Here is a 17,205-nt window from a genome sequence, read left to right as displayed (position 1 = left end):
TAAAAACTGTGCAATTACTTTTAAAAATAGAATTATGATAACAATGAAAAATAAATCTCAAATAAAAACTGAAACTGAAGTTCAATTTAATCCGTTTTTACCTGAAATTGAAAGAGTAATTCAAACCACAAATTCACAGCAGGAAATATGGTCAGATTGTATTTTTGGAGGCAGTGATGCTAATAAGGCGTACAACCTGTCTGTTTCTATTAAATTGAAAGGCAACTTAATAATAGACACATTTGAACAGGCCGTAAAAACTTTAGTGCAGCGTCATGAATGCTTGAGAGCCGTTTTTAGTCCAGACGGACACTATATGTGTATTTACAGCGATATTGATTTTAAAATTTCACATAATAATTTTTCAGACCTAAATACAGCTGAAAAAGAACTTTCGATAGAAGCTTTAGTGAAAGAAGAAGTAAATGCACTTTTTGATCTTGTTAACGGCCCATTATTCAAAGTTAATTTGGTTAAAATTGACGAATTTGAATATCTGGTAACTTTAACCATTCATCATATTGTTGGAGACGGACTAAGCGTCGATATCATATTAGAAGAACTTGGTATACTTTATTCTGCCTCTGTAGAAAACAAAAAAACAAACCTTCCAAATCCGGAACGCTTTAGCGAATATGCCGAAAAAGCGAATTCATTTATGGAAACGAATGAACACAAACAGCAGGAAAATTTTTGGCTTACTATTTATAAAGAATCGACTCCTACAATCGAATTACCACTGGATTATCCAAGACCTTCTTTGCGAACTTATAATAGCAATCGTATTGATTTTCCTTTTGATAATACCATGACCGATTCCTTAAAAAATATAGGCATAAGTGTTAATTGCAGTTTAGTTACCACTTTGCTTGCTGCGTTTGAAGTTTTTTTATGCAAAATCACGGGTCAGAATGATTTAGTTGTTGGGTTTCCTTCATCGGGAAATACATTATATGGCATGAAACAATTGATTGGGGATTGTGCAAACCTGCTTCCTTTACGCAGTAAAATTAATCCCGATATTACTTTCTTAGAATACTTAAAACAAAGAAATTCACAATTATTTGATGCCTACGAAAATCAGCAGGTAAGTTTTGGACATCTTCTTAAAAGTTTGGCTATTGCCAGAGATTCTTCCAGAATTCCTTTGGTGCCAGCTGTATTAACAGCCGATATGAATCGGGATATAGAAAGCGATTTTTCATTTGCGGAACTTTCCCATGAATTTAAGGTTAACCCGAGAGAATATGCAACTTTTGAAATTCAGCTTCATATTTTTAGAACCAAAAAAGGGCCTATATTTCAATGGTCTTATAATACTACTTTATTCAAGCCGGAAACGATCAATCAAATGATGCATACCTTTGAAGATATCATCCATAAATTAATAACTGGTGCAGATAAGCCTTTATCAGACATCCTTGGAAGTCATTATTTAGCTGATTATGAAGCTCTAAATAATACTGAAATATCTTATCCGGATGTTTCCATAACCGAGTTATTAAAAAAACAAGCTGAACTTACGCCAACCAACATAGCCTTAGAATTTCATGAAACAAAAACTACTTATCTGGAGTTACACCAAAAAGTAAATCAATTAGCCCATTATTTAAAAGCACAAGGCGTTCAGTCCGGAGATATTATTGCTGTTTCTGTTTCGCGCAGTCCGGAACTGCTTTATAGTTTGTTAGCCATAATGCAGTGTGGTGCGGCTTATCTTCCGCTGGATCCTGAATATCCTAAAGGCCGTTTAGAATTTATGCTTACTGATTCTGGAGCAAAAGTTTTATTGACCAGTAAAACATTATTTGCATCCTTGCCATCATGGCCGCAAACGCTTTTTATAGAAGATGCTATGGAATCCTTAAACCATTATGATGCATCGCCGTTATCTTCTGTTGTGAGTCCTGATAATATGGCGTATATACTCTACACCTCTGGATCAACGGGTAATCCAAAAGGCGTTCCTATAACGCATAAAAACTTAGTTAACCTACTTTGTAGTATGACTTTAGAACCCGGTATTAGTAAAAACGACAGATTGCTTTCGATTACTACTATCTCTTTTGATATTGCTGGTCTGGAACTGTATTTACCGCTCACTATAGGTGCAACTTTAATACTTGCGGATCAGGAAACTGCCAGAGATGGACGACTTTTACTTGAATTAGTAAAAAAGGGAAATATTAGTTTTCTGCAAGCTACTCCCACAACCTGGTCCATGCTTTTGGATTCTGGCTGGGATGAACCTTTACCGCTTAAGGCATTATGCGGCGGTGAGGCAATGCCAGCAGATCTTGCCAGAGAACTTACAAGTAAATGTAATACACTGTGGAATGTTTATGGGCCAACGGAAACCACGATATATTCTGCTGTAAAACAAGTAAAAGCCGATGATACTTTAATAACTATTGGTAAGCCTATTGCCAATACACAAATTTATATCATTGATGAACAAGGACAGCTTGTGGCTCCGGGTAAGGTTGGTGAAATTGCCATAGGCGGTGATGGTGTTGCAAAAGGATATTGGAACAGACCTGAACTTACCTCAGAAAAATTTATTAAAAACGGTTTTTCTACTAATAAAGACGACATCATTTATCGTACAGGTGATTTAGGAAGATTACTTCCAAGCAATGAAATAGAATGTTTAGGACGTCTGGATCAACAGGTTAAAATTAGAGGACAGCGTATTGAACCCGGTGAGGTAGAACACGCATTGCTGCAGCTTGACGGTATAAAATATGCTGTTGTATTAGCTAATGAAAACTTTCTTATAGCTCATGTTGTTCCTGATTCCCGTATAGAGGATGCCGAAATTCAAATCCCTTTATGGCGCGAAACTTTGGCTGCACGTTTGCCTGCACAATTAATGCCGCATGATTTTAATTTATTGGATAAAATACCAACAACGCTTAACGGCAAAATAGATCGTAAAGCATTATCACAATATAAAACAAGCAAAATACTTGAATATACTGCTCCCCGCACAGAAGAAGAAAATATTGTGGCTGCTATTTGGAAAGAAAGCCTTGGTTTAGAGAATATCGATATTTTTAGTGATTTCTTCGAAATGGGAGGACATTCCATTAAAGGAGTAAAAGTCATGATCGAAATAGAGAAATATACTGGTATACGAATTCCTCTATCGGCATTATTTAAATATTCGACTGTTGAGAAATTTGCAAAACTGCTGAATACGGGTACCGAAATTTATTCTGATTGTTTAGTTCCTATAAGCCCAAGCGGAAATAAAGTGCCTCTTTTTATCATTCACGGAGCTGGGCTTAATGTTTTAAATTTTATCAATTTGAGTAAACACTTTGATGAAGATCAGCCTATTTATGCCATTCAGGGTATTAAACCCAAAGGTTTTGATGGTTGGTACGAATCCATTGAAGCTATGGCTGCTCATTATATTGATGCTATTATAAAAGTAAATCCAAAAGGGCCTTATGCTTTGGCTGGTTTTTCTTTTGGCGGAATTGTGGCTTTCGAAATGACGCGTCAATTAAAGGAACAAGGACGAAAAGTAAGCTTAACAGCATTACTGGATTCTTATGTGGACTCTTCTTATTATTATGGAAGTTACAGACGTAAACAACTCGTTAGATACTTTGATATTACGCATAGAAGGTTAGATTTTTTAAAAGAAATGTTATTGAGCTGGAAAGCTTTTAAAATGCGTATTAACGGAAAAAAAGAATATATCCTGAAAAGACATTTTGGTAAAAAAGATGAAATGACCGAACAAGAAGAACTGGCGCTTAAAGAGTTTATAGAAGCTGACAGCATGGTTAAAAAAATTGTAGATCGTTATCACCTTAAACCGCAAAACTTTGAAGTCGATTTATTTCGCTCTAAAGATGACATTAATTACAGACTTGACCCTACACATCTTGGCTGGAAAAAGGCTGCGCTGGGAGGCGTAACTATTCATAATATCTCTGGGAATCATTTAGACATTGTAGCCCCGCCAAATGATATATTTTTAGCGAGATTACTTCAAGACATCTTAGATGAAAAAAATGAAAACATCTAAGCTCTTTATCTCTTTTTCGGATATAAAGGGCGCTACATTGGTTTCTGGTAAAGAATATTCTTTAGATACTAGTGACATCATCATTTACAGTATTTATCTGCCCAGTTTCATTGAGCTTAAATCTAATTTATCGCAGTTTCTAAATTCACCTGAACTCAAAAAAGCAAAACGTTTTTATAAGGAAATAGACCGGGACCGATTCATTATATACAGATCGATTTTAAAACTTATTTTAGGAGCTTACACAAAATCAGATATAAAAAATATTCATCTTGATTATGACTTTAATAAAAAACCATATCTAGCCTCACACCCGTGGCTGCACTTCAATATCTCGCATTCGGAAGATTATGCGGCGATAGCGGTTTCACATAAAAAAGTGGGGCTGGATATTGAATTTTTATCTAACGATTTTAAATTCACAAACCTGCTTCCGGATATCTTTGACGATCACGAAAGGTCAATGATTCAGAATGCTGATGATAAAAAAACCATGTTTTATACGTTATGGACACGCAAAGAAGCTTTTGTGAAAGCATTAGGAAAAGGAATTGATGAAGATTTTAAATATATTCCCTGCACAGACGGACAGCACAATTTAGAATTTAAACTGGTAAAAAACACGCAGAACTGGCAGGTATATAGTTTTGATTTTGCCGAGCAGTATTTGGGCGCCGTTTCCTATGAGGGGCTTCCAACAACTTCAGACAATCTGTTATTATATATGATTCCGGATAGTATGGAAAATTTACTGGAAATGACTCAAAAAAGAAATTACTAATATTCCGTTTTACTATTCTCCGTAGTTCTATAAGATTTAAAAAACTTATACGCTCTTTTTTCTGCATAAGAATACGTTGAGTTTCGCAGCGGAAAAGCACAGTGCCCGCCATACTTTGGCGTTTCCAGATAAACATATTCGCTTTCTTGCGCTATGGCTCTTGGATAACATCTTTCACCTAAAAAAGGATCATCTAAAGAATTAATAATTAAAACCGGAGTAGTAATATTTTTAAGTGAAAATTCAGGAGAAACTCGCTGGTAATAATCGTCACGACTTGCAAATCCGTGCAGCGGTGCTGTAAAATATTGGTCAACCTCATCAAAAGAAGTAATTTTATCAATTTGATCACGGTTTATAAAATCAGGAAATTGTGCCGCTTTGTATTTCAGCTTTTTCTTAATATCAATTGTAAAATTCTTTAAATATACCCTGTTAAAGCCTTGTTTCAATATCTCGGCACTTGTTGCAATATGCGTTGGCACAGAAATAGAAACTCCGGCTTTTATGCGTTCATCGATTTTTGTCCATCCAAAATAATTCAGAAGCTGAACACCTCCCATTGAATATCCAATCATATAAACATCTTCAAATCCTTTTCGCAAAACAAACTGAACCACCTCATCCAGATCATCAACTGCTCCGTGATGATACAGTCTCGGAAGGCGGTTCATTTCTCCTCCGCAGGTACGGTTATTCCATGCGAAAACAGAAAATCCTTTTTGCTGAAAATAAGCCGCGCAGCTATTATTATACGTTCTTCGGGAATCACCTTCTAAACCATGACACAGAATTACTGCTTTTTTTGGATCATTTATAAGAAAATCAATATTGATAAAATCACCGTCATTCAATTCCAGTTTTTCCCTTGTGTATCCTGGAACATCAAACTTTTTAAACAACGCAGCATAAATAGTCGAAACGTGCCTGTTGCGATGAATAATAGAAGGAAAATTATATTCTGATTGTTCAATTACCGGCATGATTAAAAGTTTTTGAGTGGTTATACAAATCTAAGAAATGTATCAATATGTAATTTAAAACTGTCTTTTTTATTTCATTTGCCTATTCAATTTTGTTTAATTACAGTAAGTTTTCTTTCATATCACTTAACTCTCGTTCCTTTTTTCAATTGCTGCTAAAGTTACAAAGACGAATTTTTCTTCTTTATCGCCAGGTTTTGTTTCTATTAATATTGAAACTAAAATCGTAAATTATGGAAAACCGTAAAAACAACATTTCTTTAAAGCCGAACTTTATACAAATAATTTAAATATGCATATTTAGGCAGAGGAAACGATTATTTATAATTTCAAATTAAATTTATGCTAAAAAAATCTATTTTAATTGAAAACAAGTTTTCGATAACTGTAAAAAATAATCAATTAGTACTAAAATCAGAAATGAAAGAGAGCACTATTCCTATTGAGGATATTGGCTTTCTTATACTTGATCATAATGAAATCTACCTCAGTATTCCTGCTATGAATTTACTTGTTGATAACAATACTTCTATTATTATCTGCGGAAAGAATCACCTCCCTAACGGAATGCTTTTAAATCTTAACAGTCATCATATTCAACAGGAAATATTCAAAAATCAAATTGATGCTTCTATACCGTTAAAAAAGCAGTTATGGCAGCAAACTATAATTGAAAAAATTAAAAACCAAGGCCAATTACTCGAAAAAATAACTAATTCCAAAAATAGTTTTGTATTTCTGGCCAGTAAAGTATTAAGCGGGGATTCATCTAATATGGAAGGAGTTGCAGCGCAGCAATACTGGAAATATTTCCCTCAGCCAAATTTAGAATTTGATGGGATAAAACGAGAACGATATGGTGACTACCCTAATAATTTTCTGAATTATGGTTATGCAATTTTAAGAGCTGCAACTGCAAGAGCTCTTTCTGGAAGCGGGCTGCTGAATACATTAGGAATCCATCACAAAAGTAAATACAATGCTTTTGCCCTTGCCGACGATATTATGGAACCTTTTCGTCCTATCGTAGATGAAAAAGTCTTTGATATCATGCAGCGTTTTGATGAACAAGAATTAAACACTGTTATTAAGGCAGAGTTATTACAAATATTAACCAGAACGGTTTATTTTAAAGATGAGAAAAGTCCTTTAATGGTTGCTTTACAAAAGACTGCCAGTTCACTCCAACAATGTTTTACAGGAAATCGAAAAAAAATTAAATATCCTGCATTATGGAGCTTAACGGATATCGAATAATGTGGCTGTTTGTTTTTTTTGACCTCCCCACAGAAACAAAAAAAGACAGACGAAATGCATCTGGATTTAGAAACAATTTATTGAAAGATGGATTTTCAATGATGCAATATTCTGTTTATGTACGCCACTGTGCAAGCAGTGAAAGCGCTGATGTCCATGAAAAGAGAATCCACAAACTATTACCACCTTTAGGAAAAGTAAGTGTACTTCGAATAACTGATAAACAATTTGGTAATATTTTGAATTTTTGGGGAAAAGCAGCCTTACCTTCTGCACCTCAACCTACACAATTAGAGTTATTTTAATATTGCTTTATAATCTTCAATAAGTCTCATAGACTAAAACCTTATTCACTAAACCCTGTAATAGAAAAAATGCCTCAATTATGGGTTATCAAACCATAAAAGAGACATTTTTTTAAACGATATTCGAATCTAAACCATTATATATCAGAAGGAAACAAGCCAACTAATATCGTGTTTTCTAATCTTTAATCAAACCACAACGTTCGGGTGTTAGTTCAGATGGCAGAACAAAAATATCGTGTTTTCTAATCTTTAATCAAACCACAACTAAGATCAAAATGAAACACGACGGTAAAATAATATCGTGTTTTCTAATCTTTAATCAAACCACAACTTTCAGCTTCATTTATATATTTTTTCATTTAATATCGTGTTTTCTAATCTTTAATCAAACCACAACAGGAAAAGGCGATAATGTTCGTTTTATCTTAATATCGTGTTTTCTAATCTTTAATCAAACCACAACTAAGACTATCGTATCGAAATAGCAGGTTATAATATCGTGTTTTCTAATCTTTAATCAAACCACAACATAACAGCAAAAGACGTTAAAAATTCCACAAATATCGTGTTTTCTAATCTTTAATCAAACCACAACTGGCTGGTGATAAATTTTCAAACAAAGAAAAATATCGTGTTTTCTAATCTTTAATCAAACCACAACCTTGAGAATGGCTCTCATTTGCCGGAAGAAATATCGTGTTTTCTAATCTTTAATCAAACCACAACAATATGGGATTACACCAACAACAAACCTGTAATATCGTGTTTTCTAATCTTTAATCAAACCACAACCGTTTGTGGTTTGTTTTATCGGTTTTGCTTAATATCGTGTTTTCTAATCTTTAATCAAACCACAACTAGATAAAGGTATAAGTAATCTATATCTAGAATATCGTGTTTTCTAATCTTTAATCAAACCACAACACGGCCGGGGCTACGGGAATTAATCAACAGAATATCGTGTTTTCTAATCTTTAATCAAACCACAACATTTCTATGATAGATTAAATAAGCCGCTCAAATATCGTGTTTTCTAATCTTTAATCAAACCACAACGCCTGAATTGTATGATATAAAGTACGAAAAGAATATCGTGTTTTCTAATCTTTAATCAAACCACAACAATAACCGATTTAAGCACTAATTAAACTATAATATCGTGTTTTCTAATCTTTAATCAAACCACAACAGATCCCTCTTCAAGTGGTTTTTGAATCTGAATATCGTGTTTTCTAATCTTTAATCAAACCACAACAGACTCAGGTCAAGGGATTTATATTTTTCAATATCGTGTTTTCTAATCTTTAATCAAACCACAACTATACGTGCATGACGGAGCATTATATCGTCAATATCGTGTTTTCTAATCTTTAATCAAACCACAACTGACTGGGATGAATACTTTAATGATTTATCAATATCGTGTTTTCTAATCTTTAATCAAACCACAACTAATAGGTTATGTTGCATTTTTTAAGTTAAATATCGTGTTTTCTAATCTTTAATCAAACCACAACTATTGTTTTATGCTTCATAATTTATGGAGGAATATCGTGTTTTCTAATCTTTAATCAAACCACAACCATATAATCAAAAGTTTGACTTTGATTTTTAATATCGTGTTTTCTAATCTTTAATCAAACCACAACAATAAATACGGTTGGATAAATGATAAAATAAATATCGTGTTTTCTAATCTTTAATCAAACCACAACGTTAGACTGTAAAATTATAAAAATATTCCAAATATCGTGTTTTCTAATCTTTAATCAAACCACAACATGTTGTTGTAAGCGTAATTCTTTGTAAGCAATATCGTGTTTTCTAATCTTTAATCAAACCACAACAACAATGAGAACATCAATAAAAAACAACGAAATATCGTGTTTTCTAATCTTTAATCAAACCACAACATAAAGAAAGTTTTGGTGTAAGGCCTTTTGAATATCGTGTTTTCTAATCTTTAATCAAACCACAACTGTTTTTAGTAATAAGTTGTGCAAGTTCAAATATCGTGTTTTCTAATCTTTAATCAAACCACAACCATCTATAAGAATTGGAATGTTATTCGATAAATATCGTGTTTTCTAATCTTTAATCAAACCACAACATAGTTTCTTCAACTAATTGCATTGTTCCAATATCGTGTTTTCTAATCTTTAATCAAACCACAACCATCCCAAAGCATAAATTCAGTTACGTTTGAATATCGTGTTTTCTAATCTTTAATCAAACCACAACTGTGATCCTGAAACTTTAAAAGTAAAAGGGAATATCGTGTTTTCTAATCTTTAATCAAACCACAACTGTCTATCTCGAACATTACTTTATAGGATAAATATCGTGTTTTCTAATCTTTAATCAAACCACAACAGTATTACATGTCGTGTGTCCCGGATCCTAATATCGTGTTTTCTAATCTTTAATCAAACCACAACCGCTTTGATAAAATAATACTGTTTCAATTAATATCGTGTTTTCTAATCTTTAATCAAACCACAACAGACTGGACAGAATTTAATAAATTGATTGAAATATCGTGTTTTCTAATCTTTAATCAAACCACAACTTTTGATTAAAAATATATCCAATAAATGTTAATATCGTGTTTTCTAATCTTTAATCAAACCACAACATAATGAAATTACCTTAAAATGGCTATAGAAATATCGTGTTTTCTAATCTTTAATCAAACCACAACGGAAAGGTATGGTATTCCTACTGGGTGAATGCCATACCTTTCCGTTGTGGTTTGGATGTTTAAGATTTGAATTGCTTATGTCAAAGAACTACTATCAAAATCTTGTCTTCCAATAATGGTAATAATCTCTATCCTTTTATTCCCATTGATTTGATAGTAAATAGTATCAACACCACAAACACAATACCGATATCCTTTCTTGATGTGGTCGGCTGATGGAAATAAAAAAGGATTTCCCTCTATTCTATCAAAACAATCATAAAACATATTAAAATAGTTATCCGCTTGATTAACGCCAAACTTACCAACCCCATAATAATAAATTCTTCTTAAATCTTCTTTGGCTTCGCTACTTAAATAATAGCTATACATTAGGCAGATCTTTTTTGAATTCTGATAACATTTCTTCTCTAGTTTGTTTTTTTACAAAACCGCTTTTTTCTCCTTTATCTATTTTAGCCCTCACAAACTCATAATATTCATCTTGTGAACGAGCTTGCTTAATCAAATAGTTAATAGCTTCACTTTTACTACTAAATTCTTCTTTACTAACCTGATTTTTTAACCACTCTTCATTAGGTGCAGTTAAGGATATACTTTGTCGTGTCATAACAATAATTTCAATTGGTGTAAATTTACACCAAATTTTTAAATAAAATTATATTTTGAAATTTTTCCTGAAACTGAAATTTTTACTTTTATCGGATTGTGAGTTAACCAACCTCCTATTCCTTCTCCATAACCAGTGATTCTTCTGTAAAATGGCAAAAAATTATTTTGAATCGATGCTTGTGAACCTTGTCGAAATTCATAGAACTTAGATGACAATTTCTGCACTCGATACAAATGTTCTTTTAGTAAATCAAAATCAGGATTCTCCCAATTAATTTCATCTTCATTTAATCCTAATAAAAACATATCATTAATATGCAAAGTGGTAATTATTTTACTTCCATCTGCTGGCAATTGATAAGTTGGAAATCCTTTTCTTTTTCTTTCTACAACAGTCCAAAATGTAACTACCTCTTCTTTTAAATTTCCTTTTTCATCTTTATAAATTAATACATGATGATTATTTCTTGGATTTACCCATTGATTTAGATTATCTTTTAACTGCTCAGCACCACCTATATTTTCTTTCATTCTTATTTTTAAAACAGGAACTGGACTTCCATTTTTGTTAGACAAAAATATTTGCGGTTGTTTAATTCCATTTTCATCAACAATAAAAAATGTATTTAAAGGAATGGATCCTTTTACAAATCCTCCTAATTCTTGAATTCTTTTATGTATTAATTCTTTAATGGTTTCATCAACTACCTTTTCTAATTGCTTTTCGGTGGTTAAACTATCTATTGTTTTTCTAACGTGAAATGCTTCTTCTCCATTAAAGTTTCGTTTTCCAAAAACCGTTTCTTTATGTAATTGACCTCGTGCAGCAACTCCTTTATTGATATATGTTTTTCCATTTTTTTCTACTTTATGTGTTCTAATGGTTACAATATTATTTAGTCTTTTATGAGAAATCAATATTTTATCAACTGCTTTTTCCGCATCAAAACGAAATGTTTCCCATGGCATAGGAAAATCTTTTAAATCATAATTTCTATTATAACGATTCCATTTTGATAATTCTTGCAAATAACTGGCCTTGCCACAAGCCATAACCAAAGCATCTATTGCATGATGACGATGATCTTCACGCGTTTTAGCATTCTCATCATTTAAAACAGTATTTAAACCCCATTTCTGACGCAGATTTGCAGTCATTTGCCCTGGAAAAACTGATACTTTATTACATATTTGAGTCAAATAATTTTTAGCTTCCTTGCTTATAAATCGTGTATCATTTAATTGTCTTGAAGAAAAGTCATCATCAAACTTTTGTTGTACAAATCGTTTGAATTTTTGATATGCATTTGGATATTCTTTTGTATCAGAAAATAATTTCAATGCTCTTTCTTTAATACTTGACCAATTAGATTCATCATTTCCATAAAATTCAAAAGGTGTTTTATCTCCTTTTCGTCTATTTTCATCCGCATAACACAATGTTTTATTATTGAAACTATCGTTTAGCGAACGACTCCAAGGATGGATATGCTCTATTTGAACTTCACCTGTAAATAATTTAGCAATAGGAATTGGAATACCTGTATATGCACAAGTCTGTTTACACTCTTCCCAAAGTTTAAATTTCAAAATATTATCGTGAGAAACTCTTGTGTATTTTTCTACTTCCTTTTTTACTCTATCATTTTCTCGTTCCAATCGTTTTTGATCTCTGCGAATTTTATTTCGTTGTGATTTAGATATTTTTAAATCACGAGCCATTTCTACTTTTATTTCATCAAATTGCCCATATTCATCAATTAATTCATTAACAAGCTTCCGCAATTCAAACAATGCAGTAATAACTATAGGATTTCTAATAGCTTGAATTTCCTTATCGGCTTCTTTGCCAACAGGCAATTTTTCTAACAATGCTGCTACATCAATTGTCGCAGAATGATGATAGAGTTTTTTTAATTGTTTTTCGTTAAATCCAAACTCTTTACGAAGTAAATCTTTTACTATATCTATAAAACCTCCAGAAGTTTTTGATCTGACAATTCCTTCAACATTATCAATTAAATCTAATTGCTTTTGATTATTTTCAACAGTATCATTTTGCCAACTATCGCCAAAAGCATTTTTAATTCCTCCCATTACAACAGCAACATCATACATATATCCTTGTTGCATAAATGGCAAAATACTTCCTATTGCTTTTCTGCTCAAACTTGCATAACCATCTTTTACATTAAATTTTGATATTGCAACAGCTTGTTCTTCTGTAAAATTCCAATTTTTAACAGCATATTCTTTAAGATTTGATTTACTGTCAAAAAAATATAAAACATGCCAAATATCTTCTTGTTCTTTATCTGAAAAATCAAACCATTTTTTACCGAAGAATTTTTTATTTGACAGATTAGAAATAGTATATGTTCCAACAATTTTATCATCATCTTTATAATTGAATTTGAACTCAGCACTTTCTTTACCAATCGCTTTTCGTAATTTTTTAAACTCAATTTTATCGGATGATAATAATTGCTCAATTATTTTATCTTTTTCTTCCTGAGCAATCTTCTTTCCATTATATTCAACTGTATTTACCCATTGATAAATTCTGAACATTTCAAAAGGAATAGCACTTATTGGACATTTAGTTTTCGTTGGCTCAAAAGAACAATTGCCAACCAAATGTTTTTGCGAGCGCAATGGCCGTTGATGAAATAAAACTCCATCTTCTTTGTAACCATCCAGTTTTCTTCCTCCAAATAAAGTTTTCAATTCTTCATTTAAATTTGAATAGAATTGTGCTTGTTTACTCCATATCAATTCAAATTCGTCAACATACATTTTACGAGTTGTATATCTATTTCTAATTCTTTCCAAGCCATCCTGAAAAGGTTGGTTCTGTTTTGGGTATATTTCATATAAATAAGAACCTAATGTTTTCCCTTCAATACTTTCTAACGTATCATCAATTCCTATTTTTCCTTCCTTTGCATTCCCTTTAAAAATAGCCCCATCGTCATTACCTCCTTTTCTGCTATTACTCAAAAATCCACGTCTTTGAATTAAATGATAAAAAATCCTGCCAATTTCTTCTAATGATAATTTTTCATTTAAAGCTTTTTGTCGAAGTTCATACGGATTTAATGCAAACCATTTTGCCAGCTTTTCAGTTGGAAATAATTTTGTTTTTTTCCAATCTTCAAAATCTTTAGCATCCATTGGACACATCTTATTTTCAGAAAGTTTTTGAAGTAAAATTTTCTTTCTTAATCTTCTTCTAAAAAATTGGCGTCGGACTCCTCTTGCTCCAGTTCTACTAGCATTTTTAGACATTTCGTTATCACCATCGCCAAGATTTTCTACACCCATTGGAAATATTCTACTTCCTATTCCTAAAATCTTATTTAACTTATCATCAATTAACGCCCAACCTATTGAGTTAGTCCCTAAATCTAATCCTAAAATTTTTGCCATAGTTATTAAAATTTAATCTGCATGGAATTTACTATAAAAAAAATTAAGACAATTACGGTTTTCCTTTTTCTAACCAGAATATTTTTTCTATATATTTGTGACTGATTAAAATTTCTAATCTTTAATCTTATCACAATAAGGCTATATGCCGTAGATGAAAATCTTTAGTCCTGCTTCGGTGGGACTTTTTTGCTTATACTATTAAAAATATGTACAAATTTTTATACAAAAAGCACTTTTAAGTAAATATACCAAAACAAAAAAGCCACTCGATTTGAGTAGCTTTTCGTAAACGCAGAAGAATTCGAACCTTCGACTATCCCAATCAAAACAGATATTCTATAAATTCATTTTAAAAAAGAAAACTAAATCCTTTATTTGATTTTGATGAAAAGCTGTCTTCGAATTTTTTTATTTCATTTAAAAGATATTCTTCATATTGCTTTTTCATGAAGTTTCTAAAAATTTTAATATCTTCTTTTTCTCTTGTATCAATCAAAACCTGAATATATTCTTGTTTATCCTCACTATTTACAATTGCTAAAGGAAGCTCATAAAAAGCCTGAATATAATTCATTATCAAACGAGAAGTTCTACCATTTCCATCATAAAATGGATGAATGCTTACAAGATTAAAGTGGGCATCAAAAGATAAATTTAATTTTTCATCTATTGATAAATCAGTATTCATTCGTGAATTAATAGACAAGACCAATTCATTCGTCAGTCTTTCAAACTTATCATAATTTGGAAAATAAGAAATCCCGGCTGTAACATTTCCTTTTCGAAACATCCCCTTACTAGCATCAATTTCTCCAAGAATAGTATTGTAGATTCCTCCTGTACTTTTCATCACAAAAGAATTAATATCTTTTATTAACTTTTTTGTAACTGCTGTTTTATTTCTTGCTTTATCAACAATAAAATGTAGTGCCTTAAAATAATCAGTGACCATTAAAGTATCATTAACAGGCTTTCCCTTTGGAGTCAAACCGTCATCTAGCAGAATTTGAGTTTCTAATTCTGTTAAAGTAGAACCTTCAATTTTGGTAGAATGATGACTTATGGAAATTAAATTGAATTTCTCATAATGCAATACATCAGCTATTCCTAAACTTTTATATTTTAATATAAGAGATTCCATTGATTAAGATTTTAATTTGCAGTATAAAAATACAATTCTAAAATCAACAAAATAAACAAGTTACCAAAAAACAAACTCCTCAGTAAAATTTTTATAAAATTGATGGATTGTATAAAAACAAAAAAGCCACTCGATATGAGTGGCTTTTCGTGAACGCAGAAGGATTCGAACCTTCGACCGCCTGCTTAGAAGGCAGGTGCTCTATCCAGCTGAGCTATGCGTCCATTTATTTTAAAACTTTATCGCTTAAAGTTTTAGTCGGGGTGGCAGGATTCGAACCTGCGGCCTCCTGCTCCCAAAGCAGGCGCGATAACCGGGCTACGCTACACCCCGAATTAGACATAGATTTGTATCTGTGGTCTTCCCGATCTCAATCGGGACACGATAACCGGGCTACGCTACACCCCGAGGCAAAAATTAAGCGGAGAGACAGGGACTCGAACCCTGGCGACGGTTACCCGTCGACAGATTAGCAATCTGCTCCATTACCGCTCTGGCACCTCTCCAAGCTCAAGGAAACGTGTCCTATTTTGCGGTTGCAAATGTAGAACAACATTCTATTTCTCACAACTATTTTTGTGCTTTTTTTTATCTTTTTTCAAACTTTTTTTTAAAACACTTCACAATCAAACAAATAGAATTAACAAAAAATTGATCTTAAATTTAAAATCCATTCGAATTGACGCAAAATTTGAATTTATTCAAATAAAGAGTAAATTTGCTACATTAACTAATATTAAACAGAAAATGAACAAAAGAGTTGTTATCGTTTCTGCCGTTAGAACACCTATCGGAAGTTTCATGGGAGGGTTATCTACCGTACCCGCACCAAAATTAGGAGCTGCTGCCATAAAAGGAGCCCTTTCAAAAATTAACCTAGACCCAAAATTAGTTGATGAAGTTTTCATGGGGAACGTAATCCAGGCAGGCGTTGGACAAGCTCCGGCTCGTCAGGCTGCCCTTTTTGCAGGATTATCAGTAGAAGTTGCTGCCACAACAGTAAACAAAGTCTGCGCCTCTGGGATGAAAGCTGTAATGTTTGGCGCACAGGCAATCGCCTGCGGTGATGCAGAAATTGTAGTTGCCGGCGGAATGGAAAGCATGAGCTTAATTCCACACTACGTACAAATGCGTGCCGGAAACAAATTTGGCCCTGCAACAATGCTCGACGGAATGCAAAAAGATGGTTTGACAGATGCTTACGATAATAACGCAATGGGAGTTTGCGCTGATTTATGTGCAACTGAATACAACATCAGCCGTGAAGAACAAGATAATTTCGCTATTCAGTCTTATGAAAGAAGCGCAAAAGCCTGGGATGCCGGAAAATTTGACAATGAAGTTGTTCCAGTTGAAGTTCCGCAAAGACGCGGAGAACCAATTATTGTTTCTAAAGACGAAGAATATACCAATGTAAAATTGGATAAAATCCCTTCGTTAAGTGCTGTTTTTACAAAAGACGGAACAGTTACGGCTGCAAACGCTTCAACAATCAATGACGGTGCTGCTGCTTTAGTTTTAATGTCTGAAGAAAAAGCGACTGCTTTAGGTCTAAAACCTTTAGCTTACATAAAAGGTTATGCCGATGCTGCACAAGAACCAAAATGGTTCACTACAAGCCCGGCAAAAGCATTACCAAAAGCTTTAAACAAAGCAGGAATTGCAATTGGCGATGTTGATTATTTCGAATTCAACGAAGCATTTTCAGTTGTTGGACTTGCCAATTCAAAAATCTTAAATCTAGATAACGATAAAGTAAACGTAAATGGTGGTGCAGTTTCATTAGGACATCCTCTGGGTTGTTCAGGAGCTCGTATTATTGTAACTTTACTAAACGTTTTAGAACAAAACAATGCTAAAACCGGAGCTGCTGCAATCTGCAATGGCGGCGGCGGCGCATCTGCAATTGTTATCGAAAGAGCTTAAATAATATTTCATTAGGAGTTAT

General features: G+C 32.8%; 10 protein-coding genes, 3 tRNA genes and 1 CRISPR repeat array. Of the genes, 5 read left to right on the top strand and 8 right to left on the bottom strand.

Annotation, left to right across the window (positions count from 1 at the left end):
- The first annotated feature begins 34 nt into the window (after positions 1–34).
- Together BUE10_RS11190 and BUE10_RS11185 are read left to right on the top strand one after the other, a co-directional pair.
- Positions 35–4,042: a non-ribosomal peptide synthetase gene (locus BUE10_RS11190; RefSeq protein ID WP_083598041.1), complete on the top strand. Its 4,008-nt coding sequence runs from the start codon at positions 35–37 to the stop codon at positions 4,040–4,042.
- On the top strand, positions 4,029–4,823 hold the full coding sequence (locus BUE10_RS11185) for a 4'-phosphopantetheinyl transferase family protein (protein WP_159439058.1): 795 nt from the start codon (positions 4,029–4,031) through the stop codon (positions 4,821–4,823). Before BUE10_RS11190 ends, BUE10_RS11185 begins: the two co-directional genes overlap by 14 nt.
- Here the strand turns inward: BUE10_RS11185 and BUE10_RS11180 are convergent.
- The gene (locus tag BUE10_RS11180; protein WP_073485074.1) at positions 4,820–5,806 is read right to left on the bottom strand and encodes a YheT family hydrolase; all 987 of its coding nucleotides are present in this window, start codon (positions 5,804–5,806) and stop codon (positions 4,820–4,822) included. The two genes, BUE10_RS11185 and BUE10_RS11180, sit on opposite strands and share 4 nt — an antisense overlap.
- Positions 5,807–6,148: 342 nt before the next feature.
- Here BUE10_RS11180 and cas1 point away from each other — a divergent pair, with 342 nt between their 5' ends.
- Both cas1 and cas2 read left to right on the top strand, forming a co-directional pair.
- Complete coding sequence (cas1, locus tag BUE10_RS11175) at positions 6,149–7,063, top strand: type II CRISPR-associated endonuclease Cas1 (protein ID WP_073485072.1); 915 nt, start codon at positions 6,149–6,151, stop codon at positions 7,061–7,063.
- On the top strand, positions 7,039–7,368 hold the full coding sequence (gene cas2, locus BUE10_RS11170) for a CRISPR-associated endonuclease Cas2 (protein ID WP_073485070.1): 330 nt from the start codon (positions 7,039–7,041) through the stop codon (positions 7,366–7,368). The genes cas1 and cas2 overlap by 25 nt, the downstream gene beginning before the upstream one ends.
- Before the next feature lie 165 nt (positions 7,369–7,533).
- Positions 7,534–10,072: direct repeats of the CRISPR family, unit length 36 nt; unit sequence AATATCGTGTTTTCTAATCTTTAATCAAACCACAAC.
- 75 nt (positions 10,073–10,147) lie between these two features.
- Here the strand turns inward: cas2 and BUE10_RS11165 are convergent.
- The 7 genes from BUE10_RS11165 to BUE10_RS11135 form a co-directional block, all read right to left on the bottom strand.
- Positions 10,148–10,444 carry a type II toxin-antitoxin system RelE/ParE family toxin gene (locus BUE10_RS11165; RefSeq protein WP_073485068.1) on the bottom strand — a complete coding sequence of 99 codons (297 nt, stop codon included), beginning with the start codon at positions 10,442–10,444 and terminating at the stop codon, positions 10,148–10,150.
- On the bottom strand, positions 10,437–10,682 hold the full coding sequence (locus tag BUE10_RS11160) for a ribbon-helix-helix domain-containing protein (protein WP_073485066.1): 246 nt from the start codon (positions 10,680–10,682) through the stop codon (positions 10,437–10,439). Before BUE10_RS11160 ends, BUE10_RS11165 begins: the two co-directional genes overlap by 8 nt.
- A 38-nt stretch (positions 10,683–10,720) precedes the next feature.
- Positions 10,721–14,113, bottom strand: coding sequence for a type II CRISPR RNA-guided endonuclease Cas9 (cas9, locus tag BUE10_RS11155; RefSeq protein ID WP_073485065.1), 3,393 nt, complete (start codon positions 14,111–14,113; stop codon positions 10,721–10,723).
- A gap of 352 nt (positions 14,114–14,465) precedes the next feature.
- Complete coding sequence (locus BUE10_RS11150; protein ID WP_073485063.1) at positions 14,466–15,257, bottom strand: Fic family protein; 792 nt, start codon at positions 15,255–15,257, stop codon at positions 14,466–14,468.
- Positions 15,258–15,407: 150 nt separating this feature from the next.
- A tRNA-Arg gene (locus tag BUE10_RS11145) sits at positions 15,408–15,481 on the bottom strand.
- A 34-nt stretch (positions 15,482–15,515) separates the two neighbouring features.
- Positions 15,516–15,590, bottom strand: a tRNA-Pro gene (locus tag BUE10_RS11140).
- An 89-nt stretch (positions 15,591–15,679) separates the two neighbouring features.
- A tRNA-Ser gene (locus BUE10_RS11135) sits at positions 15,680–15,763 on the bottom strand.
- 241 nt (positions 15,764–16,004) lie between these two features.
- Here BUE10_RS11135 and BUE10_RS11130 point away from each other — a divergent pair.
- Entirely contained in the window at positions 16,005–17,183 is a 1,179-nt protein-coding gene (locus tag BUE10_RS11130) for an acetyl-CoA C-acyltransferase (protein WP_073485281.1), read from the top strand.
- Positions 17,184–17,205: the final 22 nt, after the last annotated feature.

Source organism: Flavobacterium sp. CF108 (assembly GCF_900129795.1).
GTDB lineage: Bacteria > Bacteroidota > Bacteroidia > Flavobacteriales > Flavobacteriaceae > Flavobacterium.
The sequence above is the reverse complement of the archived record's forward strand: the minus strand, read 5'-3'. Positions and strand labels throughout refer to the sequence as shown.

What these genes read in the sequence shown, in the direction of transcription:
- BUE10_RS11185 (WP_159439058.1), top strand. Translation starts at nt 4,029, where the DNA reads ATGAAAACATCTAAGCTCTTTATCTCTTTTTCGGATATAAAGGGCGCT.
- cas1 (WP_073485072.1), top strand. Translation starts at nt 6,149, where the DNA reads ATGCTAAAAAAATCTATTTTAATTGAAAACAAGTTTTCGATAACTGTA.
- BUE10_RS11190 (WP_083598041.1), top strand. Translation starts at nt 35, where the DNA reads ATGATAACAATGAAAAATAAATCTCAAATAAAAACTGAAACTGAAGTT.
- cas9 (WP_073485065.1), bottom strand. Translation starts at nt 14,113, where the DNA reads ATGGCAAAAATTTTAGGATTAGATTTAGGGACTAACTCAATAGGTTGG.
- BUE10_RS11165 (WP_073485068.1), bottom strand. Translation starts at nt 10,444, where the DNA reads ATGTATAGCTATTATTTAAGTAGCGAAGCCAAAGAAGATTTAAGAAGA.
- BUE10_RS11180 (WP_073485074.1), bottom strand. Translation starts at nt 5,806, where the DNA reads ATGCCGGTAATTGAACAATCAGAATATAATTTTCCTTCTATTATTCAT.
- BUE10_RS11160 (WP_073485066.1), bottom strand. Translation starts at nt 10,682, where the DNA reads ATGACACGACAAAGTATATCCTTAACTGCACCTAATGAAGAGTGGTTA.
- BUE10_RS11150 (WP_073485063.1), bottom strand. Translation starts at nt 15,257, where the DNA reads ATGGAATCTCTTATATTAAAATATAAAAGTTTAGGAATAGCTGATGTA.
- BUE10_RS11130 (WP_073485281.1), top strand. Translation starts at nt 16,005, where the DNA reads ATGAACAAAAGAGTTGTTATCGTTTCTGCCGTTAGAACACCTATCGGA.
- cas2 (WP_073485070.1), top strand. Translation starts at nt 7,039, where the DNA reads ATGGAGCTTAACGGATATCGAATAATGTGGCTGTTTGTTTTTTTTGAC.